General features: G+C 61.0%; 21 protein-coding genes and 1 pseudogene. 14 read left to right on the top strand and 8 right to left on the bottom strand.

The features are described from left to right. Positions 1 to 6: 6 nt before the first annotated feature. Together O1723_RS15710 and entF are read left to right on the top strand one after the other, a co-directional pair. Positions 7 to 219 (top strand): MbtH family protein, encoded by a 213-nt coding sequence (locus O1723_RS15710; protein WP_023336887.1) that lies wholly within the window; start codon positions 7 to 9, stop codon positions 217 to 219. Continuing rightward, on the top strand, positions 216 to 4,073 hold the full coding sequence (gene entF, locus O1723_RS15705; protein ID WP_032665318.1) for an enterobactin non-ribosomal peptide synthetase EntF: 3,858 nt from the start codon (positions 216 to 218) through the stop codon (positions 4,071 to 4,073). The genes O1723_RS15710 and entF overlap by 4 nt, the downstream gene beginning before the upstream one ends. A gap of 82 nt (positions 4,074 to 4,155) precedes the next feature. Here the strand turns inward: entF and fepC are convergent, their stop codons facing one another. From fepC to fepD, 3 genes are read right to left on the bottom strand one after another with little or no spacing between them, the layout of a single operon-like run. Further along, positions 4,156 to 4,950, bottom strand: coding sequence for an iron-enterobactin ABC transporter ATP-binding protein (fepC, locus tag O1723_RS15700; protein WP_023336889.1), 795 nt, complete (start codon positions 4,948 to 4,950; stop codon positions 4,156 to 4,158). Then, the gene (gene fepG, locus O1723_RS15695) at positions 4,947 to 5,939 is read right to left on the bottom strand and encodes an iron-enterobactin ABC transporter permease (RefSeq protein ID WP_023338160.1); all 993 of its coding nucleotides are present in this window, start codon (positions 5,937 to 5,939) and stop codon (positions 4,947 to 4,949) included. Before fepG ends, fepC begins: the two co-directional genes overlap by 4 nt. Continuing rightward, on the bottom strand, positions 5,936 to 6,940 hold the full coding sequence (gene fepD, locus O1723_RS15690; protein WP_023336891.1) for a Fe(3+)-siderophore ABC transporter permease: 1,005 nt from the start codon (positions 6,938 to 6,940) through the stop codon (positions 5,936 to 5,938). The genes fepG and fepD overlap by 4 nt, the downstream gene beginning before the upstream one ends. 108 nt (positions 6,941 to 7,048) lie before the next feature. On the opposite strand from fepD, the gene entS reads away from it, so the two are divergent. Continuing rightward, positions 7,049 to 8,284 (top strand): enterobactin transporter EntS, encoded by a 1,236-nt coding sequence (gene entS, locus O1723_RS15685; protein ID WP_023332356.1) that lies wholly within the window; start codon positions 7,049 to 7,051, stop codon positions 8,282 to 8,284. 83 nt (positions 8,285 to 8,367) lie between these two features. Here entS and fepB read toward each other — a convergent pair whose 3' ends face one another. Further along, positions 8,368 to 9,327 carry a Fe2+-enterobactin ABC transporter substrate-binding protein gene (gene fepB, locus O1723_RS15680; protein WP_023336893.1) on the bottom strand — a complete coding sequence of 320 codons (960 nt, stop codon included), beginning with the start codon at positions 9,325 to 9,327 and terminating at the stop codon, positions 8,368 to 8,370. Positions 9,328 to 9,514: 187 nt separating this feature from the next. Here fepB and entC point away from each other — a divergent pair, with 187 nt between their 5' ends. The 7 genes from entC to O1723_RS15645 all read left to right on the top strand — a co-directional run bounded on the left by entC (position 9,515) and on the right by O1723_RS15645 (position 16,856). Then, positions 9,515 to 10,690 (top strand): isochorismate synthase EntC, encoded by a 1,176-nt coding sequence (gene entC, locus O1723_RS15675; RefSeq protein WP_023336894.1) that lies wholly within the window; start codon positions 9,515 to 9,517, stop codon positions 10,688 to 10,690. 9 nt (positions 10,691 to 10,699) lie between these two features. Next, positions 10,700 to 12,310 (top strand): (2,3-dihydroxybenzoyl)adenylate synthase EntE, encoded by a 1,611-nt coding sequence (entE, locus tag O1723_RS15670; protein ID WP_023336895.1) that lies wholly within the window; start codon positions 10,700 to 10,702, stop codon positions 12,308 to 12,310. Between the two features lie 10 nt (positions 12,311 to 12,320). Next, entirely contained in the window at positions 12,321 to 13,175 is an 855-nt protein-coding gene (locus tag O1723_RS15665; protein ID WP_023336896.1) for an isochorismatase, read from the top strand. Beyond that, positions 13,175 to 13,930, top strand: a complete 756-nt coding sequence (gene entA / locus O1723_RS15660) for a 2,3-dihydro-2,3-dihydroxybenzoate dehydrogenase EntA (RefSeq protein WP_023336897.1) — start codon at positions 13,175 to 13,177, stop codon at positions 13,928 to 13,930. Before O1723_RS15665 ends, entA begins: the two co-directional genes overlap by 1 nt. After that, positions 13,931 to 14,344: a proofreading thioesterase EntH gene (gene entH, locus O1723_RS15655; RefSeq protein WP_014882954.1), complete on the top strand. Its 414-nt coding sequence runs from the start codon at positions 13,931 to 13,933 to the stop codon at positions 14,342 to 14,344. A gap of 149 nt (positions 14,345 to 14,493) precedes the next feature. After that, a complete protein-coding gene (cstA, locus tag O1723_RS15650; RefSeq protein ID WP_023336898.1) occupies positions 14,494 to 16,599 on the top strand; it encodes a pyruvate/proton symporter CstA in 2,106 nt (701 codons plus the stop codon). 59 nt (positions 16,600 to 16,658) lie between these two features. Next, on the top strand, positions 16,659 to 16,856 hold the full coding sequence (locus O1723_RS15645) for a YbdD/YjiX family protein (protein WP_014169079.1): 198 nt from the start codon (positions 16,659 to 16,661) through the stop codon (positions 16,854 to 16,856). Here the strand turns inward: O1723_RS15645 and O1723_RS15640 are convergent. The 4 genes and pseudogenes from O1723_RS15640 to O1723_RS15625 all read right to left on the bottom strand — a co-directional run bounded on the left by O1723_RS15640 (position 16,853) and on the right by O1723_RS15625 (position 19,609). Continuing rightward, on the bottom strand, positions 16,853 to 17,257 hold the full coding sequence (locus O1723_RS15640; protein WP_023336899.1) for a helix-turn-helix domain-containing protein: 405 nt from the start codon (positions 17,255 to 17,257) through the stop codon (positions 16,853 to 16,855). The two genes, O1723_RS15645 and O1723_RS15640, sit on opposite strands and share 4 nt — an antisense overlap. After that, positions 17,238 to 17,534, bottom strand: a pseudogene (locus O1723_RS15635) (type II toxin-antitoxin system RelE family toxin). Before O1723_RS15635 ends, O1723_RS15640 begins: the two are co-directional and overlap by 20 nt. A 183-nt stretch (positions 17,535 to 17,717) precedes the next feature. Beyond that, on the bottom strand, positions 17,718 to 18,461 hold the full coding sequence (locus tag O1723_RS15630) for an SDR family NAD(P)-dependent oxidoreductase (RefSeq protein ID WP_014882958.1): 744 nt from the start codon (positions 18,459 to 18,461) through the stop codon (positions 17,718 to 17,720). A gap of 59 nt (positions 18,462 to 18,520) precedes the next feature. Continuing rightward, positions 18,521 to 19,609 (bottom strand): oxidoreductase, encoded by a 1,089-nt coding sequence (locus O1723_RS15625; protein ID WP_023336901.1) that lies wholly within the window; start codon positions 19,607 to 19,609, stop codon positions 18,521 to 18,523. Positions 19,610 to 19,768: 159 nt separating this feature from the next. Between O1723_RS15625 and O1723_RS15620 the strand changes: the two genes are divergently transcribed. From O1723_RS15620 to O1723_RS15605, 4 genes are read left to right on the top strand one after another with little or no spacing between them, the layout of a single operon-like run. Continuing rightward, on the top strand, positions 19,769 to 21,271 hold the full coding sequence (locus tag O1723_RS15620) for a sugar ABC transporter ATP-binding protein (RefSeq protein WP_023336902.1): 1,503 nt from the start codon (positions 19,769 to 19,771) through the stop codon (positions 21,269 to 21,271). Next, the gene (locus O1723_RS15615; protein ID WP_023332366.1) at positions 21,268 to 22,263 is read left to right on the top strand and encodes an ABC transporter permease; all 996 of its coding nucleotides are present in this window, start codon (positions 21,268 to 21,270) and stop codon (positions 22,261 to 22,263) included. The genes O1723_RS15620 and O1723_RS15615 overlap by 4 nt, the downstream gene beginning before the upstream one ends. Positions 22,264 to 22,282: 19 nt before the next feature. Continuing rightward, positions 22,283 to 23,347 carry a sugar ABC transporter substrate-binding protein gene (locus tag O1723_RS15610; RefSeq protein WP_023336903.1) on the top strand — a complete coding sequence of 355 codons (1,065 nt, stop codon included), beginning with the start codon at positions 22,283 to 22,285 and terminating at the stop codon, positions 23,345 to 23,347. Further along, the gene (locus O1723_RS15605) at positions 23,344 to 24,585 is read left to right on the top strand and encodes an LVIVD repeat-containing protein (protein WP_023336904.1); all 1,242 of its coding nucleotides are present in this window, start codon (positions 23,344 to 23,346) and stop codon (positions 24,583 to 24,585) included. The genes O1723_RS15610 and O1723_RS15605 overlap by 4 nt, the downstream gene beginning before the upstream one ends. The last annotated feature ends 7 nt before the right edge of the window (positions 24,586 to 24,592 follow it).

The raw sequence follows: 24,592 nt of genomic DNA, 5'->3' as shown, positions 1-24,592 counted from the left end.
GTCTGTATGGAATTCAGCAATCCTTTCGATAATCCGCAGGGACAGTTTGTCATTTTGCAAAACGACCAGGGGCAGTACAGCCTGTGGCCGCAGCAGTGCGAATTGCCCGCGGGCTGGCGCGTGGTATGCGAAGCGCACTCTCAGGACGTGTGCCAGCAGTGGCTGGCGGAACACTGGAAGACGCTTGAGCCGTCCTGTTTTGCGGGGGAAAACGCATGAGCCGTCTTCCGCTTGTCGCCGCCCAGCCGGGTATCTGGATGGCGGAGCAGTTGTCCGCGCTGCCAAATGCCTGGAGCGTGGCGCACTACACTGAGCTAAAGGGCGATATCGACGCGACGTTGCTGGCAAAAGCCATTGCTGAAGGCATGATGCAGGCCGATACCCTGCGGATGCGTTTTGCCGAAGATAACGGTGAGGTATGGCAGTGGGTGGATGAAACCGTCATGCTGCCGGAAACGTCCATCATTCGCGTGGACTCTCATGATGCCGCCGTGGCGCTGATGGAAGCCGATCTCAACCAGAACCTGCGCGTCGACAGCGGTCAACCGCTGGCGTTTCATCTGCTGATTCAGGTGGGGGAAGAACGCTGGTACTGGTATCAGCGTTATCATCACTTAGTGGTGGATGGCTTCAGTTTCCCGGCGATTACCCGCCAGATTGCCGCCATTTATGCCGCATGGAAAAAGGGCGACCCCACGCCGCCTTCTCCTTTTTCACCCTTCGCCGAGGTGGTGGAAGAGTATCAGCGCTATCGTGAAAGCGAGGCGTATGCACGCGACGGTGGCTTCTGGGCAGCGCAGCGCAGACAGCTTCCTCCTCCGGTCTCTCTTTCTTCCGCGCCGCTGCCGGGGCGCGCCGCGACAACTGACATCCTGCGCCTGAAAATCGTCGCCGACAGCAGCGCGTTTAGCCAGCTTGCGCAGGCTGCAGGGCAGGCTCAGCGTACCGATCTGGCGCTTGCGCTGGTCGCGCTGTGGCTGGGCCGCCTGACCGGGCGTCTGGACTACGCCGCCGGGTTTATCTTTATGCGCCGCATGGGCTCCGTCGCGCTGACCGCAACTGGACCGGTGCTCAACGTCCTGCCGCTTGCGGTGAATATCGATCCGCAGGAGAGCCTGCCTGGGCTGGCGCTGCGTCTGGCGAGCCAGCTGAAAAAAATGCGCCGCCATCAGCGCTACGACGCGGAGCAAATTCTCCGCGACAGCGGTAAGGCGGCGGGTGATGAAGCCCTGTTTGGCCCGGTGCTGAACGTTAAGGTGTTCGATTATCAACTGGAACTCGACGGCGTAGAGGCCATCACCCACACGCTGGCGACCGGACCGGTGAACGATCTCGAGCTGGCCTTGTTCCCGGACGAGCAGGGCGGATTAAGTATTGAAATTCTCGCCAGCAAACAGCGTTACGATGAAACAACGCTGAAGGGCCACGTCGCGCGCCTGAACGCGATGCTGGTGCAGTTTGCCGCTAACCCGGACCTGCGATGTGGGGAAGTGGAAACCGTGTCAGAGCAAGAGTACGCGCAGCTTGCGCGCATCAATGACACCGGGCTGGCGCTACCCTCCACCACGCTCGCGGAGCTGGTGGCGGAACAGGCGAGCAGGACGCCGGACGCCCCCGCGCTGGCGGATGCGCACATCGAGCTGAACTACCGCCAGATGCGCGAGCAGGTGGTCGCGCTGGCAAACCTGCTGCGTGCGCGCGGCGTGAAGCCGGGCGACAGCGTGGCGGTGGCCCTCCCGCGTTCGGTATTCCTGACGCTGGCCCTGCACGGCATTGTGGAAGCCGGCGCCGCGTGGTTACCGCTGGACACCGGTTACCCGGACGACCGCCTGCGGATGATGCTGGAGGACGCAAAGCCATCCCTGCTGATTACCACCGATGAGCAGCTTCCGCGCTTTAGCGAACTGCCCATAGCTTCGTTTAGTTACAACATGCTTTTACCTGCTGCGGGTACTGAGCCTCTGCGCGTGGCGAAACCGGAGCAGACGGCGTACATCATCTTTACCTCGGGTTCAACCGGGCGTCCGAAAGGGGTGATGGTTGGGCATACCGCCATCGTTAACCGCCTGAAGTGGATGCAGAACCACTACCCGCTGACAGCGAATGACGTGGTGGCGCAGAAAACGCCGTGCAGCTTTGACGTCTCGGTCTGGGAGTTCTGGTGGCCGTTTATCGCCGGGGCGAAGCTGGTGATGGCCGAGCCGGACGCGCACCGGGACCCGCAGGCGATGCAGAGCTTCTTCGCCCGGTATGGCGTCACGACGACCCACTTTGTGCCGTCGATGCTGGCGGCGTTTGTCGCCTCGCTGACGCCGGAAAACGTCGACTGCTGCAGGACGCTTAAGCAGGTGTTCTGCAGCGGCGAAGCGCTGCCGACCGGGCTGTGCCGCGAGTGGGAACAGCTCACCCGAGCGCCGCTGCACAACCTCTACGGCCCGACCGAAGCGGCAGTGGACGTGAGCTGGTATCCGGCGTTTGGCCCTGAGCTGGCGGCCGTTGAAGGCAATAGCGTGCCGATTGGTTTCCCGGTGTGGAACACGGGGCTGCGCATTCTGGATGCACTGATGCGCCCGGTGCCGTTCGGCGTGGCGGGGGATCTGTATCTCACCGGCATTCAGCTGGCGCAGGGATATCTGGGGCGTCCGGATCTCACCGCCAGCCGCTTTATCGCCGACCCGTTCGCACCGGGCGAGCGAATGTATCGCACCGGTGACGTCGCCCGCTGGCTGGATAACGGGGCGGTAGAATATCTGGGCCGCAGCGATGATCAGCTAAAAATTCGCGGCCAGCGTATTGAGCTGGGCGAAATCGACCGGGCGATGCTGTCGCTGCCGGACGTGGCGCAGGCCGTGGCGCATGCCTGCGTGTTCAACCAGGCGGCGGCAACGGGGGGCGATGCCCGCCAGCTGGTGGGATACGTTGTCTCCGAATCCGGTTTACCGCTGGATCGTGATGCGCTGCTGGAATCGCTGAAGGCGCAGCTTCCGCCGCATATGGTGCCGGTGGTGCTGCTACAACTCAGCGCGCTGCCGCTCAGCGCGAACGGCAAACTCGACCGCAAGGCGCTGCCGCTGCCGGAGTTGACCAGCAAAACCACCGGACGCGCGCCGGAAACGGACACCGAAATCGGCGTGGCGCAGGCGTTTGCCGCGCTGCTGGGTTGCGAGGTGAACGATATCGAAGCCGACTTCTTTGCCCTCGGCGGCCACTCGCTGCTGGCGATGCGGCTGGCGGCGCAGCTCAGCCGCACGTTCGCCCGCAAGGTCACGCCGGGGCAGATTATGGTCGCCTCGACGGTGAGCAAGCTCAGTGCGCTGCTGGACTTAAAAATGAACGACGAGCAGGCGCAGCGTCTGGGGCATGAAGCCGTTCTGCCGCTGCGTGAAAGCCATGGCCCGACGCTGTTCTGCTTCCATCCGGCGTCCGGTTTTGCCTGGCAGTTCAGCGTCCTGGCGCGCCACCTCAGCCCGCGCTGGTCTATCACCGGCATTCAGTCTCCCCGACCGGAAGGGCCGATGCAGCAGTGTGCGGATCTGGATGGGGTGATTGATCATCACCTGAATACGCTGCGTAAGCAGCAGCCGCAGGGGCCGTATTATTTGTTCGGCTATTCCCTCGGCGGCACGCTGGCGCAGGGGATTGCCGCTCGTTTGCGCGCGCAGGGTGAAGAGGTGGCGTTCCTTGGCCTGCTGGATACCTGGCCACCGGAAACCCAGAACTGGGCGGAGAAAGAGGCCAACGGCCTCGACCCGGCAGTGCTGGCGGAAATTGAGCGCGAGCGGCAGGCGTTTATCGCTGCGCAGCAGGGGCAGGGCAGCAGTGAGCTGTTTGGCGCCATCGAGGGCAACTACGCCGATGCGGTGCGCCTGCTCACCACGGCGCACAGCGCGCGGTTTGACGGCAAAGCGACGCTGTTTGTCGCCGAGCGCACGCGCACGATGGATCCGCAGATCGCCTGGGCGCCGTGGGTGGCGGAGCTTGAGGTGCATAGCCAGGATTGCGCCCACGTGGATATCATTTCGCCGCAGGCGTTTGAGAAGATTGGGCCGGTGTTGAGGGAAATGTTGGGATAGTGCAAATGCCCGGTGGCGCTGTGCTTACCGGGCCTACGGGAGCTGAATGTAGGCCGGGTAAGGCGTAGCCGCCACCCGGCAGTTACCGCCGACCCAATGGCACCACCAGCGGCGTTCCCGCCACCGGATCGTCAATAATCATGCAGCGCATACCGTAGATCTGCGCGATCAGATCCGGCGTCACAATCTCCTTCGGCGCGCCCTGCGCCACAATCTCACCGTCGCGCAAGGCAATGAGATGCGTCGCGTAGCGGCACGCCTGGTTCAAATCATGGAGCACCGCCGCCAGCGTATACCCTTGGGTGCGGTTCAGCTCGCTCAGCAGCTCCAGCAGGTCAATTTGATGGCTGATATCCAGCCACGTTGTTGGCTCGTCCAGCAGCATGATGGAGGTTTCCTGCGCTAACACCATCGCAATCCACGCGCGCTGGCGCTGGCCCCCGGAAAGGGTATCGACGCTTTGTTGGGCGAGAGCGGTAATCCCCGTCGCCTGCATCGCGCGGTTTACCGCTTCATCGTCCTCTTTACGCCAGCGGGTAAATAGCGGCTGGTGCGGATAGCGCCCGCGCGAGACCAGTTCCTGCACCGTGATGTCCCCCGGCGTGGTGGCGTTTTGCGCCAGCAGCCCGATGCGCCTGGCCACCTCTTTGCTGGCGAAGCGCTGGATCTGCTCTCCGTCCAGAAACACGCTGCCCTCAACCGGGGTCATCAGGCGGCTCAGCGTGCGCAGCAAGGTTGATTTGCCGCAGCCGTTCGGGCCGATAATCGCCGTGAAGTGGCCCTCCGGAATAGCGACGGTTAAATCACGGGCAATGATTTTTTTGCCGTAGCCAAGGGTAAGGTTTTCGCCGCGCAAGCGGGTTGTTGTGTCTGTCATTTCTTGCGTGACTCCTGAACGAGCAAGACGATGAGGTAAATCCCGCCGAGGCTGACGGTTACCACGCCCACCGGCAGTTGATAAGGCATAAACAGCCGCTGGGCGCAGAGATCGGCGGCCAGCAGTAACAGCGATCCGCACAGCGCCGCCTGGGTTAATCCCCAGCGCGCGGTGCCGCTAAGACGCCGGGCGATGTGCGGGGCGACAAGCGCAATAAAGGATATCGGCCCGGCGATGGCGGTGGAGGCGGCGGTCAGTAATACGGCCACCAGCATCAGCATCAGGCGCGAGCGCTCAACGCTCACGCCCAGCGCGCAGGCGCTGTCGTCGCCCATCTCCAACAGCCGCATGCGGCGCACCAGCAGCAACGCGCCGATAAACATCAGCAAAATCAACGGCGCGGCGGGCCAGGTTTTGCCCCACGTCAGGCCGTTGAGTGAACCGGCATACCACAGCCCGGCGGAGATCGCGGTGTCCAGCGTGGCCTGCAGTAACAGCCAGGTGTTAAAGGCCATCAGCATGGCGCGCACGCCAATACCGATGATGATCAGGCGGAAGGTATCGATGCCGTTGCGCCAGGCAAGCAGCCAGATAACCAGCGACGTCAGAATACCGCCCGCCATCGCCGTAAAGGTGATGGCTGTCAGGTGCTGGCCGAACAGCACCATCGCCACCAGTACGCCACTCCAGGCTCCGGTATTCAGGCCCATTACGTCCGGGCTGCCGAGCGGGTTGCGCATCAGCGACTGGAAAATCGCGCCGCTGACCCCGAGCGCTGCGCCCACCAGAATCGCCATCGCCACCCGCGGCAGTCGCCATTCGGTGACCACCAGGGTGATATTGCGCGGGGCGCTGCCCGTGAGGGCGTGGAAGACTTGAACGAAATCGAGCGTGACCGCACCGCTTTGCAGGCTCCAGACCGCCAGCAGAACCGTGGCGATAACCAGCAGAGATACGCTGGTGATTAAACGACGGGACAGAACCCTCATGCCCCACCTCCGCGTCTGCGTCGTACCAGGACGATCAGCACCGGCGCGCCGATAAAGGCGCTGACCACCGAAACGCGCAGTTCGCCTGGCACCAGTAGACGGCCGAGCACATCGGCAAACAATAGCAGGGCCGGGGTGGCAAGCAAGGTGACCGGCAATGACCAGCGGTGATCGGCCCCCACCAGCCAGCGCGCCATGTGCGGCATCATCAGGCCGATAAAGGCAATCGGGCCGACCACGGCGGTCGCGCAGCCGCACAGGACGGTGATGGCGAGCAGGCCAACCAGCTGCGTACGCGCCACGCGGTTGCCGAGTGCGGTCGCGGTGTCGCTGCCAAGACTGAGGCTGTTGAGCGCCCGGCTTAACAACAGCGCCACGGCGGCGGCGATAATGACCGGGAGCGCCACCACTTTCAGCGTGTGGAGAGTACGGATATCCAGCGAGCCGGCCTGCCAGAAGCGCAGCTGGTCGTAGACGTCCGGGTTGAGCAGGGCGATGCCGTTGGATAAGCCTTCCAGGACCGCTGCGAGCGCTACGCCAGCCAGCGTCAGGCGTACCGGGCTTAGCTGTCCGCCGCCCTGGCTGCCGGTAAATGCGACCACCAGCGAGGCGGCCAGCGCGCCGCAAAAGGCCATCACCAGTTGCTCAGAAGGTGAAGTCAATCCGAACAGCGCCGCGCCGAGCACGATGGCAAAGCTGGCGCCAGAGTTCACGCCGAGAATGCCGGGGTCCGCCAGCGGGTTACGGGTGAGGGTTTGCATCAGGGCCCCGGCAAGACCGAGGGCACCACCGGCCAGCAGTCCGGCAAGGGTTCGGGGCAGACGAGCGTCGAGCACGATAACGCAGTCGGCGCTCTGACAACTTCCGGAGAGCGCATCGACAATAACGGATGCGGGCAGGGACTTCGCGCCGACCAGCAGACTGAGTGCAATCGCAAGGATCAGCAGCAGCAATAATACGGGCACGGCAATGGCGCGCACCGCAGAAGAGGAAAACGACATAGCAACATCCATGATTTGATAATGATAGTGATTATCGTTATCTATCTTATTTGGCTATGTTAGCATGTGCGCCCATGGAATGGGTAGAAATAGACTCAAGGCTTTGTCATGAATCAAAAATCCTGGCTGCTCAACCTCAGCCTGCTCAAAACGCACCCGGCGTATCGCGCCGTTTTTATCGCGCGCTTTATCTCCATTTTGTCCCTCGGGCTGCTCGGCGTGGCGGTGCCGGTCCAGATCCAGGCCATGACGCACTCCAGCTGGCTGGTGGGGTTATCGGTTACGTTAACCGGCAGCGCAATGTTTATCGGCCTGATGGTCGGCGGCGTGCTGGCGGACCGCTACGAGCGTAAAAAACTGATCCTGCTGGCGCGCGGCACCTGTGGCGTGGGCTTTATCGGGCTGTGTATTAACGCTTTGCTGCCGGAGCCGTCGCTGATGGCAATTTACGCCCTGGGGCTGTGGGACGGTTTTTTTGCCTCGCTAGGCGTGACGGCGCTGCTGGCGGCGACGCCTGCGCTGGTGGGGCGTGAGAATCTGATGCAGGCGGGGGCGATCACCATGCTCACTGTGCGCCTTGGCTCGGTGATTTCGCCGATGGTGGGGGGCCTGCTGCTGGCCACCGGCAACGTGGCGTGGAACTACGGGCTGGCGGCGGCGGGAACCTTCATTACCACGTTGACGCTGCTGCGCCTGCCGTTGCTGCCACCTCCGCCGCAGCCGCGTGAGCATCCGCTGAAGTCCCTGATGGCGGCCATTCGTTTTCTGTTCAGCAACCCGCTGATTGGCGGCATTGCGCTGCTCGGTGGCCTGCTGACCATGGCGAGCGCGGTGCGCGTGTTGTACCCGGCGCTGGCGGGCGAGTGGCAGATGAGCGCCTCGGAAATCGGTATTCTCTACGCCGCCATTCCGCTCGGCGCGGCGTGCGGCGCGTTGACCAGCGGTCATCTGGCGCAGAGCGGGCGTCCGGGGCTGATTATGCTGCTTGCTACGCTGGCCTCGTTTGTTGCCATTGGCTTCTTCAGCCTGATGCCGGTGTGGGCGCTCGGGGTGATGTGTCTGACGATCTTTGGCTGGCTGAGCGCCATCAGCTCGCTTTTACAGTACACCCTGATCCAGACCCAGACGCCGGAGGGGATGCTCGGGCGCATTAACGGTTTGTGGACCGCGCAGAACGTGACGGGGGATGCGATCGGTGCGGCGATCCTTGGCGGACTGGGAGCCGTCATGAGCCCGGTGGCCTCGGCGAGCAGCAGCGGGTTAGTGTTAGCCGTTGTTGGCGTGATTTTACTGGCGGTTTTGGTGGAGTTGCGTCGGTTCAGGCAGGAGAGTGCTCCGGTGTGATTTGCCGGGTGGCGGCTGCGCCTTACCCGGCCTACATTTTGCACCCGTAGGCCCGGTACGCGAAGCGCCACCGGGCGCAGTTATTACCTGAAAATTGACTCTAAACGCTGTAACACCAACATCGCGCTGTAATAATCCAGGCGGAACGTCTCCGTTCCCAGCGCCCAGACGCGCTTGTTCTGCACAGCTGGCAGATGCGCCAGCAGCGGGTTGGAGTAGATCGCATCCACGTCTTTCTGGTCGCCGGCAAAGACAAACAGCCCTTCGCCGTTTAGCCCCGTCGCCAGGTTTTCCCCGCCCAGCTGAATAATGTCGTGGCGTTTCCCCTGGCTTTTCGAGGTATGCAACCCGGCAGGCAGGTCCGCCAGCGTAAAGCCCAGCTGGTGCAGAAGCTTGCCCTGGGCCGATTCCGTGGTCCACAGGTTCGCCGTGTGTGCGGCGGCGGTATAGACGATGGCGTTTACTGGCTGCGGCGGCAGCGTCATCTGCTGCTTCACCTGGGCGAGCTGTTCATCAAATGCGGCAATGCGCTCGGCGGCCTGCTTTTCGTGTCCGGTCATCGTGCCCAGCTGCGTCAGCAGTTCCTGCCAGCTTTTGTCGTCGTAGTTGATGATAAGCGTGGGCGCGATGGCCGAGAGCTGATCGTACAGCGCCAGCGCCGAATCCCCGCCGGTGGCGCTGATCAAAATCAGATCCGGCATTTGGGCGGCCACCACCTCTGCGCTGGGTTCACCAATATACAGCCGCGCAACCTTACGCTGTTTCGCAATGTCTCCCCACTGGCGCAGGAAACCCTGCGCATCCGCCACGCGGTTATTCGGCGTGGTCGCACCGCTGGCGATAACCGGCGCATCAATTGCCAGCAGGGAGCCGGTCAGGGTCACGCTGGTGGAGACAATCCGCGTCGGTTTGCGCTCAAGGGTATGAACGCCACGGCTGTCGGTGACCTGACGCGGCCAGTCGGCGGCAATGGCTGAGGCAAGTCCTAAAACAAAAAGTCCAGGTAAAAGCAGGGTATTACGGAATAGGGCAGGGTATTTCACAGCGCGACATCCTGTTTTTGTTGAAGATAATGCTTCTCATTTTCATGGTTGCCGGGAAGGGATGCAAGCGTTTGTCGCATAAGTTATTTGTCCGACGGTTGACAGCGGGGCGCTGTGGGATTAGGTTAGCCGACGAAAATATAAATGATAATCATTATTGCTTCTTTTATCGTTTGTGGAGGATGATATGGACACGTCCCTGGCTGAGGAAGTTCAGCACACCGCGACCACGCTGCCATCAGACAGCTTTTTCTTTATGTCGCCTTACCGCAGTTTTACCACCTCCGGCTGTTTTGCCCGCTTCAGTGAACCCGCCGTCGGCGGCGACGATCCGGCAGGTCACTTCCAGCAAAAATTAGCCCAGGCTTTCCGGAATGCGAAAGCCAGCGGCATTGCCCATCCGGTGATGGTGGGGGCCATTCCCTTTGATACCCGCAAGCCGTCGTCGCTGTTTATTCCGCAACGCTGGCAGACCTTTTCCCGTCCTGCGCGTCAGCAATCCGCACGTTATTTCTCCGGTTCACAGGCGCTGAAGGTGCAACAACGCACCGAGATCCCTGCGCAGCCCGTGTTTGAAGAGATGGTCGCGCGTGCCGCGTCGCTCACCGCCACCCCGCAGGTGAACAAGGTGGTGTTGTCGCGCCTGATTGATATCGCGGCTGACAAAAAGCTGGACAGCGGTGCCCTGATGGAGCGCCTTATCGCGCAGAATCCGGCCAGTTTTAACTTCCACGTACCGCTGGAGGACGGGGGCGTGCTGCTCGGCGCCAGCCCGGAACTGCTGCTGCGCAAAGAGGGCGCACACTTTAGCTCGCTGCCGCTGGCAGGCTCCGCGCGTCGTCAGCCGGACGATGTACTGGATCGCGAGGCGGGTAATAAGCTGCTGGCGTCCGAAAAAGATCGCCACGAGCACGACCTGGTCACCCAGGCGATGAAAGCGATTCTGGAACCGCGCAGCCATCACCTGAGCATGCCGTCTTCTCCGCAGCTCATTACCACGCCAACGCTGTGGCACCTGGCAACGCCGGTGGAGGGCGAGGCGCGTGAAAACGAGAACGCCCTGACGCTGGCCTGCCTGCTGCACCCGACGCCTGCCCTGAGCGGCTTCCCGCATCAGGCGGCGAAAGCGCTGATTGCCGAGCTGGAACCGTTTGATCGCGAGCTGTTCGGCGGCATCGTCGGCTGGTGCGACAGCGAAGGGAACGGCGAGTGGGTGGTGACCATCCGCTGCGCGCGGCTGCATAAAAATACCGTTCGCCTGTTTGCCGGCGCGGGCATTGTGCCTGCCTCCTCTCCGGTGGGCGAATGGCGTGAAACCGGTGTGAAGCTTTCCACCATGCTCAACGTGTTTGGTTTGCACTAAGGAAGACTGATGACCATTCCCTTTACCCGCTGGCCGGAGGATTTTGCCCGTCGCTACCGAGAAAAAGGCTACTGGCAGGATCTGCCGCTGACCCACATCCTGACGGACCATGCGGACAGCGATGCCGTGGCGATTATCGACGGCGATCGGCGTATCACCTATCGTAACTTTAATCAGGCGGTAAACAACCTCGCGTCCGCACTTCAGGCGCAGGGGCTGCACCGTGGCGAGACCGCACTGGTACAGCTCGGCAACGTGGCCGAGTTCTACATGACCTTCTTTGCGCTGCTGCAAATCGGCGTCGCGCCGGTCAACGCGCTCTTTAGCCATCAGCGCAGCGAACTGAACGCCTACGCTATGCAGATCAAACCCGCCGTGCTGATTGCCGATCGCGATCACGCGCTGTTCGCGGGCGATGATTTCCTCAACACCTTCGTGGATGCGCATCGGTCGGTACGCGTCGTGCTCCTGCGCGGCGATAAGGGCGAACACGCCCTGGACGCGGCGATTACCCGCCCGGCGGACAACGTCATCCCGAACCCGACGCCCGCCGATGAAGTGGCCTTCTTTCAGCTTTCCGGGGGGAGCACCGGCACGCCGAAACTGATCCCGCGCACGCACAACGATTACGACTACAGCATCCGCCGCAGCAACGAGATTTGCGGCATTACCGCGAAGACCCGTTATCTGAACGCGCTGCCCGCGGCGCACAACTACGCCATGAGTTCGCCGGGATCGTTAGGCGTTTTCACGGCGGGTGGCTGCGTGGTGTTAGCGAGCGACCCGAGCGCCACGCTCTGCTTCCCGCTAATTGAGCAACATCAGATCAACGTCACCTCGCTGGTGCCACCGGCGGTCAGCCTGTGGTTGCAGGCGATTGCCGACGGCGCGGGGAACGCACAGCTTAAATCTCTCAAGCTCCTGCAGGTGGGCGGTGCGCGCCTTTCCGCCACGCTTGCCGCGCGCATTCCGGCGGAAATCGGCTGTCAGCTTCAGCAGGTATTTGGCATGGCGGAAGGGCTGGTGAACTACACCGCGCTCGACGACGCGCCGGAACGCATCATCAATACCCAGGGCCGCCCGATGTGTCCGGACGACGAAGTGTGGGTGGCAGATGAACACGGCAATCCGCTGCCGCGCGGGGAAGTCGGGCGTCTGATGACGCGCGGGCCGTACACCTTCCGCGGCTATTTTAACAGCCCGGAACACAACGCCAGCGCCTTCGACGCAGAGGGTTTTTACTGCTCCGGCGATCTGATCGCCATCGACGAGCAGGGTTACATCACCGTGCAGGGGCGCGAGAAAGATCAGATCAACCGCGGCGGAGAGAAGATCGCCGCGGAAGAGATCGAAAACCTGCTGCTGCGCCATGAGTCGGTGATCCACGCCGCGCTGGTGAGCATGGAGGACAGCCTGCTGGGCGAAAAGAGCTGCGCGTATCTGGTGGTGAAAAAGCCCCTGCGCGCGGTCGAGGTGCGCCGCTTCCTTCGCGAGGAGGGCGTTGCCGAGTTTAAACTGCCGGACCGCGTGGAGAGCGTGGATGCGCTCCCGCTGACGCCGGTCGGCAAAGTCGATAAGAAACAGTTGCGCCTGTGGCTGGCTGAACGGGCACAGGGCTGAGGAACAGAGTATGGCCATTCCAAAATTAACCGCTTACGCGCTGCCGACCGCTGCAGAACTGCCAGCCAATAAAGTGAACTGGGCGTTCGAGCCAGAACGTGCCGCGCTACTGATCCACGACATGCAGGAGTATTTCCTGAATTTCTGGGGCGAAAACAGCGCCATGATGCAACAGGTGGTCGCGAATATCGCCAGACTTCGCGCGTACTGCAAAGCGCACAATATTCCGGTGTACTACACCGCGCAGCCAAAAGAGCAGAGCGATGAGGACCGCGCCCTGCTGAACGACATGTGGGGGCCGGGCCTGACCCGCTCGCCGGAGCAGCAGCGTATTGTGGCCGAACTGACGCCGGACGAAGCGGACACCGTGCTGGTGAAGTGGCGCTATAGCGCGTTCCATCGTTCGCCGCTGGAGCTGATGCTGAAAGAGACCGGCCGCAACCAGCTGCTGATTACCGGCGTGTACGCCCACATCGGCTGTATGACCACCGCGACCGATGCCTTTATGCGCGACATCAAGCCGTTCTTTATCGCCGACGCGCTGGCGGATTTCACCCGCGACGAGCACCTGATGTCCCTCAACTACGTTGCCGGGCGTTCAGGCCGCGTGGTGATGACCGACGAGCTGCTGCCGTCCATTCCGGCATCGAAAACGGCGCTGCGCGCGCTGATCCTGCCGCTGCTGGACGAGTCCGATGAGCCGATGGATGACGAAAACCTGATCGACTATGGTCTGGACTCGGTGCGCATGATGGCGCTGGCCGCCCGCTGGCGCAAAGTGCATGGCGATATCGACTTCGTGATGCTGGCCAAAAATCCTACCCTCGACGCCTGGTGGGCGCTGCTCTCCCGCGAGGTGAAGTGATGGCGGGATTCGATTTCAGCGGCAAAACCGTCTGGGTGACGGGCGCGGGGAAGGGGATAGGCTACGCAACCGCGCTGGCGTTTGTTGACGCGGGCGCGCAGGTGACCGGGTTCGATCTGGCCTTCCCGCAGGACGACTACCCCTTCGCGACTGAAACGCTGGACGTAGCAAATGCCGCGCAGGTGAGTGACGTGTGTGGCCGCGTGCTGGCTTCGCTTGAACGCCTGGACGTGCTGGTCAACGCGGCGGGTATTCTGCGTATGGGGGCGACGGACCAGCTCTCGCAGGAGGACTGGCAGGAGACCTTCGCGGTCAACGTTGGCGGTGCGTTCAACCTGTTCCAGCAGACGATGGGCCAGTTTCGCCGTCAGCAGGGCGGGGCGATCGTCACCGTCTCCTCTGACGCGGCACATACGCCGCGTATCGGGATGAGCGCCTACGGCGCCTCGAAAGCGGCACTGAAAAGCCTCGCCCTGACCGTCGGCCTGGAGCTGGCGGGCAGCGGCATACGCTGTAACCTGGTGTCGCCGGGGTCAACGGACACCGATATGCAGCGGACCCTGTGGACGAACGACGATGCACAGCAGCAGCGCATTCGCGGTTTTGGCGAGCAGTTTAAGCTCGGCATTCCGCTTGGCAAAATCGCCCGTCCGCAGGAGATTGCCAGTACCGTGCTGTTCCTTGCCTCCGATGCCGCCAGCCATATCACTCTGCAGGATATCGTGGTGGACGGCGGCTCCACGCTGGGGGCGTAAATGATCTGGAAACGTCATTTATCGCTCGACGAGCTGAACGCGACCAGCATGAACACCCTGGTGGCGCATGTGGGCATCGTCTATACCCGCCTCGGCGACGACACGCTCGAGGCCGAGATGCCGGTGGATGCGCGTACCCATCAGCCGTTTGGCCTGCTGCACGGCGGCGCCTCTGCCGCGCTGGCGGAAACGCTGGGGTCGATGGCCGGATTTCTGATGACCCGTGACGGGCAAAGCGTCGTGGGCACCGAACTGAACGCCACCCACCACCGTGCCGTGGCGCAGGGAAAGGTGCGTGGGGTGTGCCAGCCGCTGCATCTGGGGAGAACAAACCAGAGCTGGGAAATTGTGGTTTTCGACGAGCAGGGACGACGATGCTGTACCTGCAGGTTGAGTACGATGGTGTTGGGATAAGTCATTCAGCTGAAAGTGATCGGCTTAACACTGTGGTGTAAATCTCTGGTTTGACCACACATTATTGCGTTTCAAAGTTGTTAAATATTTGCCGTTGTTCTAGAAACAAAATGTAACATCTCACTGTTTCACAACAACGGATAACCACAATGAACAACTCAGGGAAATACCTTACATGGGCAGGGCTCTCCGTTGTGGGAGCTTTTGCCCTGGGCTATATCGCCCTCAACCGGGGGGAACAGATCAATGCGCTCTGGATCGTTGTCGCCTCCGTCTGCATTTATCTGATCGCGTATCGTTTTTATGGCCGCTATATCGCGAAAACCGTCCTGGGCGTTGATGCGACGCGTATGACGCCTGCCGTACGTCATAATGACGGTCTGGACTACGTCCCGACCGACAAAAAAGTGCTGTTCGGTCACCATTTTGCGGCGATTGCCGGGGCGGGTCCACTGGTGGGGCCGGTGCTGGCGGCGCAGATGGGCTACCTGCCCGGGATGATCTGGATCCTCGCGGGCGTGGTGCTGGCGGGCGCGGTGCAGGACTTCATGGTGCTGTTCGTTTCCACTCGCCGCGACGGCCGTTCACTGGGTGAACTGGTGAAAGAGGAGATGGGGGCAACCGCCGGGGTGATTGCCCTGGTGGCGACCTTTATGATCATGGTGATCATCCTCGCGGTGCTGGCGATGATTGTGGTGAAAGCGCTGACCCACAGTCCGTGGGGGACGTACACCGTCGCGTTCACCATACCGCTGGCGCTGTTTATGGGGATCTACATTCGCTACCTGCGCCCGGGCCGCATTGGTGAAGTGTCGGTGATTGGTCTGGTGTTCCTGGTGTTCGCCATTATTTCCGGCGGCTGGGTGGCGGAAAGCCCGACCTGGGCACCGTTCTTCGACTTTACCGGTATACAGCTGACCTGGATGCTGGTGGGGTATGGCTTTGTGGCAGCGGTACTGCCGGTATGGCTGCTGTTGGCCCCGCGTGACTACCTCTCTACGTTCCTGAAAATCGGTACCATCGTCGGGCTGGCGATCGGCATTCTGATTATGCGTCCGACCCTGACCATGCCTGCGCTGACTAAGTTCATCGACGGTACCGGCCCGGTCTGGACCGGCAACCTGTTCCCGTTCCTGTTTATCACCATCGCCTGCGGTGCGGTGTCTGGTTTCCACGCGCTGATTGCCTCCGGGACCACGCCGAAGATGCTGGCGAATGAAAATCAGGCCTGCCTGATTGGCTACGGCGGCATGCTGATGGAATCCTTCGTCGCCATTATGGCGCTGGTTTCCGCCTGTATTATCGACCCGGGCGTCTACTTCGCGATGAACAGCCCGATGGCGGTACTGGCCCCGGCCGGGACCGTTGACGTCGTGGCGTCTGCTGCGCAGGTGGTCAGCGGCTGGGGCTTTGCGATTACCCCTGAAACGTTGACGCATATCGCTAATGAGGTGGGCGAGCAGTCAATTATCTCCCGTGCGGGTGGTGCGCCAACGCTGGCGGTGGGTATGGCCTACATTCTCCACGGTGCGCTGGGTGGGCTTATGGACGTGTCGTTCTGGTATCACTTCGCCATTCTGTTCGAGGCGCTGTTTATCCTGACGGCGGTGGATGCCGGTACGCGTGCGGCGCGCTTTATGCTGCAGGATCTGCTGGGGGTGATCTCCCCGAACCTGAAGCGTACCGATTCGCTCCCGGCAAACCTGCTGGCGACGGCGCTGTGCGTGCTGGCGTGGGGCTACTTCCTGCATCAGGGCGTGGTGGATCCGCTCGGTGGCATTAACACGCTCTGGCCGCTGTTCGGTATCGCTAACCAGATGCTGGCAGGCATGGCACTGATGCTCTGCGCGGTGGTGCTGTTTAAAATGAAGCGCCAGCGCTATGCGTGGGTGGCGCTGGTGCCGACCGCGTGGCTGCTGATCTGTACCCTGACGGCAGGCTGGCAGAAAGCCTTCAGCCCGGATAACAAAGTGGGCTTCCTGGCGATTGCCAATAAGTTCCAGGCGATGATCGACAGCGGCAAGATCCCGGCGCAGTACACCGAGTCTCAGCTGTCGCAGCTGGTATTTAATAACCGTCTGGATGCCGGGCTGACCATCTTCTTTATGGTGGTGGTCGTGGTGCTGGCGTTGTATTCTCTTAAAACCGCGCTTGCAGCATTGAAAGTGGATAAGCCAACGGCGAAAGAGATACCGTATGAGCCAATGCCTGAAAACCTGGAAGAGATTGTCACCCAGGCGAAAGGGGCGCATTAACCAGTGTGCCGGGTGGCGCTAGCGCTTACCCGGCCTACATTTTCTGTGAGACCAGAACGATGTTCGACACCCTCTCCAAAGCAGGTAAGTACCTGGGCCAGGCCGCCAAAATGATGATTGGTGTGCCGGACTACGACAACTACGTTGAACATATGCGCGTCAACCACCCGGACCAGACGCCCATGACCTACGAAGCCTTTTTCCGCGACCGCCAGGACGCCCGCTACGGCGGCAAGGGCGGGGCGAAGTGCTGTTAACCCTCTTTCGGTAAATAGAGGCTGATCTGTTCCTGCTTGCAGCCGTAAATTGCCGCGAGCTTTTCGCGGGTGCGCTTTTGCGGACGGGAGTCCAGCGCTTCCAGCTGTGAGACGGCGGACTGGGTGATGCCGAGTTTCTGCGCCACCTCCTGCTGGGATAACCCGCAATGGATGCGCCACGCGGCCTGCAGGCTGACGTTCTCGCTATGCATGATGTCGCACACTTCCCCCGGTAAACCTACGTCATCATAACAATCGTGTTCGACTTCAATATCCTCCAGATCATCGTCGGTTTCGTCGTCGATTTCTGCCATCTGTAAGCACATACGAAAGTATTCATCATAGGGAATAACCACGTACTGCGTTTTTCCGTCATCGTCCTTAATTAGCTGAACAGCCATAGGGGGCTTTCTCCTCGTGAAGGTAGGTCGTTGATGTTCTGTGCTTGACGGCCAAAACATAACAATGTTTATCGGGATCGTCCCGAAGTGTAATCAGAATGCGGTAATCGCCAACGCGTAGCCGGAAATGATTTTCTGTCGCCGATATTTTTTTGATATCGGGCCGGGGAGCTGAGCGATCGTCTAGCTCAGAAAGTTTAACTTTGATTCTTCGCTGATATCAGCCATCGATTTTGGAAAACTCTTTCTTTGCATTCTTTGACCAGACAATCTTCATCCGTACCTCCACTGTACGCCCACACAAAATATAAGGAAATAATAAGACTATTAGATAAAATCCGAATTTCTAATGGGGTACTGTAGAGTGGCGAAAAACCGCGAGAAAGCGGCAAAACGCAAACCGTCGAGGCGGCCCGGAAGAGCCTCTGCCGGGTGACAGAGGCTTGCAGAAAATATGCGTTCAGGCGTTCAAACCGCCGTCCACGTCCAGACCGGTACCGGAGATCTGCCCGGCGGCCGGGCTGGCAAGGAAAGTGACTGCCGCCGCGATGTCTTCCGGCTGACCGTAATGGCCGACCGCAATCATCTGGCGCTGGGCTTCCGCCTGTTCCCCGTCCTCCGGGTTCATATCGCTGTTGGTCGGACCGGGATGCACCAGGTTGACGGTGATGCCGCGCGGGCCGAGATCGCGCGCCAGGCCGCGGGTAAGAGAGTTGAGGGCCGACTTGGTCATGGAGTAAACGGCAATACCGGGCATGGCCACGCGGTTTGCCAGGCAACTGCCGATGTTAATGATGCGCCCGCCGTCAGACATGTGCACCAGCGCTTCCTGAATGGCGATCACCACGCCGCGGATGTTGACGTTGATCAGGGCGTCGATGTCAGCCAGCGTCATGGACTCCAGCGGGCCACCGCGCGCGATCCCGGCGTTGTTGACCAGAATGTCCAGCCCGCCGAGCGCGCGCGCCGCATGGGTGACGGCATCCTGAATCGCCTGCGCGCTGGCGCTGTCAGCCTGTACGGCTTCACCGTATCGGCCAAGCGCTTTTATCTCATCGGCGACCGCCTGGGCTTTATCGGCTGATTTTTCATACGTTATAACCACATCGGCACCGGCGCGGGCCAGCGACAGGGCTATCGCACGGCCCAACCCACGGCTGGCGCCGGTAACCAGCGCTTTCTTACCTGTTAAATCGATCTGCATGATGACCTCGTTGCGAGAGAGTGGTGAGAATCATCATTAGGTATAGACGGTCGGCGCATTTAACGGGGGAATGTTTCCACCTTCTCAAACGCGGCGCGCAGAACGTCAGGGGTTAACTCAACGGGCAGATAATGAATCGACTCCACCGGACGCAGGGTGTGGGTAATAACCTTATCCAGCGCGTCGCGGTTATTAATATCAACGTCCAGTTCGCGTAGCCGGGTCGGCAGGTTAAAGCGTTGATAGGCCGCCACCAGCTGCGCCAGCACGTCGTCCTGGCCGAGCAGGGCGCTTTGCACCAGAATGCCGTAGGCCACCTTGGTGCCGTGCAGGTATTTTTCCGTCTGCGGCAGCACGGTTAAGCCGTTATGTACGGCATGCGCCGCCGCCACGCGGGTGTAGCGCTCGCCCAGACCGCCGACCATTCCACCGCCGGCAACGATCGCATCCACTACGTCCCGGAACGCCTGCGATAACTCGCCACGCTGTTGGTCTGCCAGCGCTTCTTCGCTGCGTTCCAGCAGCACGTCGCGGATCGCCAGCGCGCTGTTGATGCCCAGCCGCACGGTCAGGGGCAGGTTTTCCGGCTCAGGTGCCAACACAACCGCTTCGTACCACTTCGCCAGCGTGTCGCCGATGCCCGCCAGCAGGTATTCCGCCGGGGCATTGAGAACGATCTGCGGCTCCACCAGCACCAGGAAGTTCGCGTCGTCGAAAATCTCAAACTGCAACGCCTGGCCTTCATCGTTGTACCAGACGGAGAGCGGGGTCCACGCCGCGCAGGTCGCGGCGATGGTGGGGATGCCCACGAACGGTACACCTGAACGGCGCGCCACGGCTTTGACGGTATCCATCACCGCGCCGCCGCCGATGCCTATCACCACGCTGACGTCGCTGCCGGCTTCATTCACCAGGTGGCTGACGTCGCGCTCGCTGCAGTGGCCCTTAAACAGCAGGTGTTTTGCCCCCGGCGCGTCAAAGCTCGCTGGCAGGAAAGGGCGCGCGGCTTCGATGGCGCGCTCGCCGTAAATCCACACCGCGCGGGAAAGCTGCTCTGGCGTGAAGAAATCATTGAGATGCGCAAGGCTGCCTGGGTGGGAGAAGTAGTTCGCCGGGCCGGGCACGACGCGGATATCGGTATTGCTCATGGTGTTGTCCTTTTTTAGCACGCGCTAACCCGATGTTATGTTTGGACATCCGGATGGCTAATAATATTTCGCTTTATCTTATGCCTTTTCCGTCGTTGTCAGTCAACCGGCGCTGTGAAAAATTCGATAAATCAGAAGAGTAATGAAGGATTTACGCGGATGGTTTCCAGTCGCCTTGAGATGCGTGGTATCAGCCTGGCCTTTTCCGGCTTTCAGGCGCTGTCACGGGTGGACTTTACCCTGAGCGGCGGGTCGGTGCATGCGCTGACCGGCGCCAACGGCGCGGGGAAATCGACGCTGATGGCGGTGCTGTGCGGAACGCACGATCGCTATGAAGGCGAGATTTGCATTAACAACCAGTCGGTGACGATCCGCGAGCCGCTGGACGCCAAAAGGCTGGGCATTCACCTTGTGCAGCAGGAAGTGGACGTGGCGCTGATCCCGGGGCTGAGCATTGCCGAGAACATCATGCTCGACCAGCTTGCGCAGCCCGGGCACCGCTTCAGCTGGCGTGTGGTTCGTCACCAGGCGAGACAGGCGCTGGCGCAACTGGACGTGTCCATGGATGTTCGGCGATCGGTCGACAGCTGCACGCTTGCTGAAAAACAGCAGATTTTGCTGGCGCGGGCGCTGTCCCATCATTGCCGTTTTTTAATTCTGGATGAACCCACCGCACCGCTGGATGCACACGAAAGCGAGCGCCTGTTTGCGGTGGTGAGACGCCTGCAGCAGCAGGGCATCGGCGTAGTGTTTATCTCGCACCGTATTCACGAGCTGAAAGCCATCTGCGACACCCTGACGGTGCTGCGTGACGGCAAGCTGATTGAGTCCGGCCCGATGGCCGATCTCAGCGGCGAAGCGATCGTTGAGAAGATGCTTGGCCACGTGCTGAGCGATATTTACCCGCCTGCTCGCCCCCCGCACAGCGACGAAACGTTGCTGCGCGTAGAGGGCCTGCACGATGACGCGCTGCTGAAAGATATCTCCCTTCACCTGCGCAAAGGCGAAATTCTGGGCATTGCCGGGCTGGCGGGCGCGGGTAAAACCGAACTTTGTAAGGCGCTGTTTGGCGCCACGAAAAGCCGGGTGGCACAAGGCGAATTGAATTATCAGCCCTGGAAACCGCACGACCCGGCCGACTCGGTGCTGCGCGGGCTGGCGCTGGTGCCGGAGGAGCGGCGCAAGGAGGGCATTTTTATCGACGAGCCCGTGAGCATGAACCTTGCCGTGTGCGCCGATAACAGCTTCTCGCGCTGGAGCCTGTTTGGTCATCGTCAGGCGTGGCGCTGGGCTGAAGAGGTGATCGCCCGCGTCGGCGTGCGTGCGCGGGGGCCGGGGCAGGTGCTGCGCCGTTTATCCGGCGGCAACCAGCAGAAGGTCGCCATCGGTAAATGGCTGCGTAATGATGCCAGCGTGCTGATTTTCGACGAGCCGACGAAGGGCGTGGACGTGAAAGCTAAAACCGATCTGTTCCAGCTGATTGACGGCCTGGCGCGCGAGGGCAAAGGGGTGATTTATGCCTCGGGTGAATTTGCCGAGCTGGTCGGGCTGTGCGACCGCATCTGCGTGCTGTGGGACGGACGTATCGTGGCGGAAATCGCCGGGGCCGAGGCCCGTGAAGAGACACTACTTTATTATTCAACCGGAGGATCGGCGTCGTGAGTAAGGCCCTTTCAGTGACTGCGGCGGCGTCAGGCCGTCAGCATATTTTCGATTTTCTCTACAAGTGGGGCATGCTGCTGACCGTCGTCGCGCTGGTGGCGGTGTTTGGCCTGGCCTCGGACAACTTCCTCGATCCGAACAACATCATCAACATATTGCGCGCGATCGCCATCGTGACGGTGATTGCCATTGGCGTATCGATTTCGCTGACCGTCGGCGGGTTCGATCTCTCCGTGGGATCCACCGCTTCGCTGGCAAACGCGCTGGTGATATCGCTTTTCGTCTGGCACGGCTTCGGCACTACCGAGTCGATTCTGATTACCCTTGCGCTCTGCACGCTGGTGGGGCTGTTCAATGCGTTTCTGATCGTCATCCTGCGTATTCCGGACATGCTCGCAACCCTCGCCAGCCTGTTTGTGATCCAGGGCGTGGCGATGACTTACAGCTATGGCGGGTCGATTACCGAAAACATGGTGCTGCCGAGCGGTGATATGGCGGAAGGGACCATTCCGGCGGCGTTCAGCCTGCTGGGGCAGGTGCCGACCATCGTCATCATCATGCTGGTGGTGACGGTTCTCGCGCAGCTGGGACTGTCCCTCACCACGCATGGCCGACGCATGTACGCCATCGGCGGCAACCCGGAAGCCGCGCGCCTCTCCGGTATTCGCACCACGCGCTACAAGGTGGCAGCTTACGTGATCGCCTCGCTGCTGGCGGGGCTGGGCGGGATTTTGCTGGCCTCGCGCATTGGCTCGTCGCAGGTGAATGCCGGGGGCGGTTATCTGATGGATGCGGTGGCCGCGGCGTGGATCGGCTTCTCGCTGGCGGGTTCCGGCAAGCCGAACGCGCTGGGGACGCTGGTTGGGGCAGTTATTCTCGGCGTGCTGTCGAACGGGCTGGTGATGCTCTCCGTGCCGTATTACGCCATGGACATTATAAAAGGGCTGGTGCTCGCGGTGGCGCTGGCGATGACCTACATACAAAAACGCTGATAACACAACAGGATAAAAAATGAAAAAAATTGCACGCTCATTGGTAGCACTTGGATTATTGACTGCGCTGCCAGGCTTCGCGGCCACGCCCGCACCGGTGCCGGCTGCCATTGCGAACCACGAGGGTCCGATCCGCATCGCGGTGATCCGCAACCTCGGCTCCGACGACAACACCACGCAGTTTGTGGCGGGGGCGATTCAGGAAGGGAAGAAACTCGGCTTTAAGGTCAGCACTTTTTTGAGCAACGGGGACGATGCCAAATTCCAGGACTTCGTGAACCAGGCAATCAGCCAGAAGTACGACGGGATTATCCTGTCTCAGGGGCGCGATCCGTACTCCACCGCGCTGGTGAAGAAGGCGGTGGATGCCGGGATTAAAGTCGCCGTGTTTGATACGGCGGTGAACGGCGAGATCCCGGGCGTGACCGTTACTCAGCAGGATGATGCTTCGCTGACGAACCTCTCCTTCGGCCAGTTGGCGAAAGATTTCAACGGCAAGGCCAATATCGTCAAGCTGTGGGTGGCGGGCTTCCCGCCGATGGAGCGTCGTCAGGCGGCGTACAAGGAACTGCAAAAACAGTATCCGGAGATCAAAGAGCTGGAATCCATTGGTGCGGTCTCCTCTGACGTGCAGGGGGATACCGCCAACAAGGTGGGCGCTATCCTGGCGAAATACCCGAAAGGAAAAATCGACGCTATCTGGGGCACCTGGGATGCCTTCAGCCAGGGCGCGTATAAGGCGCTGAAAGAGAACGGACGCACCGAGATCAAACTCTACAGCATCGATATATCTAACCAGGATCTGCAGCTGATGCGCGAGCCGGGTAGCCCGTGGAAGGTAAGCGTGGCGGTGGATCCGAAGTTGATTGGCGCAACCAACGTGCGTTTGATCGCCAATAAGATTGCCGGAGAAGCGACCCCGGCAACCTATGACTTTAAAGCCGCTGCCATTCCGCAGGCGCTGCTGACCGCCCAGCCGGGTGGGGTGAACGTGGCGTCGCTTGGGAAAATCATTCCGGGCTGGGGCCAGACGGACGATTTTATCGCGCCGTGGTTTGCGACGCTGGAAGCTAAAAATAAATGAGTGTGCTCCCTACGCCCGAATACAGCCGCAATATGCGGCTGATTGGCCATAGCGACCAGGGCGGTCGCCCGGACGGCGTGCAGCTGATGGTGCATCACGGTTTCGCGTATATCGGTCATATGGTGTCGCAGGGTTTTTCCATCGTCGATGTGCGCGACCCGAAAAACCCGAAAGCGGCAGGTTATGTTCCCGCGCCGCCCGGCACCTGGAACGTGCATTTGCAGGCGCATGACGATCTGTTGCTGGTGATCAACGCCCGGGATCTGTTTGCCGATGCCCGCTTTGCCGATGAGAAGGTTTACTACACCCGTCAGGTGGGGGAGATCGTCAGCGACGTGCGGGACAAAGGCTGGAGCGCCGGGCTGCGGGTGTTTGATATCTCTACCCCGGACAAGCCGCGTGAAATCGGCTTTCTTTCGCTGAACGGCATCGGGATCCACCGCATCTGGTACGTCGGCGGGCGCTGGGCGTACGTGTCGGCGCTGATTGACGGCTTTACCGATTATATCTTTCTGACCATCGATCTGGCCGACCCGCGCAAGCCTGAAGTGGCGGGGCGCTGGTGGCTGCCCGGGATGAACCAGGCCGAAGGGGAAAAGCCCAGTTGGCCCGAAGGGAAGCGCTACGCGCTGCACCACGCGATTATCGCCGGCGATACCGCCTATGGGAGCTGGCGCGACGGTGGCCTGACGCTGCTGGACGTGAAAGACCGCACTCAACCAAAGCTGATTAGCCATCGCAACTGGAGCCCGCCGTTTGGTGGCGGGACGCATACCGCGCTGCCGCTGCCGGACCGTTCCCTGCTGGTGGTGCTCGACGAAGCGGTGCTGGATAACCAGGAGGATGGGGAGAAGCTGATCTGGCTGTTTGATATCCGCGAGCCGTCGAACCCGGTGAGTATCTCGACTTTCCCACAGCCGGATGAAACCGACTACGTGGCGAAAGGGGCGCACTTTGGGCCGCACAACCTGCACGAGAACCGGCCGGGGAGTTTTGTCAGCTCGACGCTGATTTTTGCCACTTACCAGAACGCGGGCGTACGCGCGTATGACATTTCCAACCCGTATCGCCCGGTGGAGACCGGTGCGCTGGTGCCAGCTGCGCCGGAAAGAATGATGGATACGCGGCCGAATCGCCCGCAGGTGATCCAGTCCTGCGACGTGTTTGTGGATGCTCAGGGGATTATCTACAGCACGGATTATAACGGTGGGTTGTCGGTGATTGAGTATTTGGGGTGAGTGCGGA

The sequence above is a fragment of the Enterobacter cloacae complex sp. HYC080_NIDB genome (assembly GCF_056673325.1).
This window is presented reverse-complemented; position numbering and strand designations above follow the sequence as displayed.

Excerpts from the sequence above, each read along its gene's own strand:
- O1723_RS15710 (WP_023336887.1), top strand. The coding sequence starts at position 7 with ATGGAATTCAGCAATCCTTTCGATAATCCGCAGGGACAGTTTGTCATT.
- entF (WP_032665318.1), top strand. The coding sequence starts at position 216 with ATGAGCCGTCTTCCGCTTGTCGCCGCCCAGCCGGGTATCTGGATGGCG.
- fepC (WP_023336889.1), bottom strand. The coding sequence starts at position 4,950 with ATGACAGACACAACAACCCGCTTGCGCGGCGAAAACCTTACCCTTGGC.
- fepG (WP_023338160.1), bottom strand. The coding sequence starts at position 5,939 with ATGAGGGTTCTGTCCCGTCGTTTAATCACCAGCGTATCTCTGCTGGTT.
- fepD (WP_023336891.1), bottom strand. The coding sequence starts at position 6,940 with ATGTCGTTTTCCTCTTCTGCGGTGCGCGCCATTGCCGTGCCCGTATTA.
- entS (WP_023332356.1), top strand. The coding sequence starts at position 7,049 with ATGAATCAAAAATCCTGGCTGCTCAACCTCAGCCTGCTCAAAACGCAC.
- entC (WP_023336894.1), top strand. The coding sequence starts at position 9,515 with ATGGACACGTCCCTGGCTGAGGAAGTTCAGCACACCGCGACCACGCTG.
- entE (WP_023336895.1), top strand. The coding sequence starts at position 10,700 with ATGACCATTCCCTTTACCCGCTGGCCGGAGGATTTTGCCCGTCGCTAC.
- O1723_RS15665 (WP_023336896.1), top strand. The coding sequence starts at position 12,321 with ATGGCCATTCCAAAATTAACCGCTTACGCGCTGCCGACCGCTGCAGAA.
- entA (WP_023336897.1), top strand. The coding sequence starts at position 13,175 with ATGGCGGGATTCGATTTCAGCGGCAAAACCGTCTGGGTGACGGGCGCG.
- entH (WP_014882954.1), top strand. The coding sequence starts at position 13,931 with ATGATCTGGAAACGTCATTTATCGCTCGACGAGCTGAACGCGACCAGC.
- cstA (WP_023336898.1), top strand. The coding sequence starts at position 14,494 with ATGAACAACTCAGGGAAATACCTTACATGGGCAGGGCTCTCCGTTGTG.
- O1723_RS15645 (WP_014169079.1), top strand. The coding sequence starts at position 16,659 with ATGTTCGACACCCTCTCCAAAGCAGGTAAGTACCTGGGCCAGGCCGCC.
- O1723_RS15640 (WP_023336899.1), bottom strand. The coding sequence starts at position 17,257 with ATGGCTGTTCAGCTAATTAAGGACGATGACGGAAAAACGCAGTACGTG.
- O1723_RS15630 (WP_014882958.1), bottom strand. The coding sequence starts at position 18,461 with ATGCAGATCGATTTAACAGGTAAGAAAGCGCTGGTTACCGGCGCCAGC.
- O1723_RS15625 (WP_023336901.1), bottom strand. The coding sequence starts at position 19,609 with ATGAGCAATACCGATATCCGCGTCGTGCCCGGCCCGGCGAACTACTTC.
- O1723_RS15620 (WP_023336902.1), top strand. The coding sequence starts at position 19,769 with ATGGTTTCCAGTCGCCTTGAGATGCGTGGTATCAGCCTGGCCTTTTCC.
- O1723_RS15610 (WP_023336903.1), top strand. The coding sequence starts at position 22,283 with ATGAAAAAAATTGCACGCTCATTGGTAGCACTTGGATTATTGACTGCG.
- O1723_RS15605 (WP_023336904.1), top strand. The coding sequence starts at position 23,344 with ATGAGTGTGCTCCCTACGCCCGAATACAGCCGCAATATGCGGCTGATT.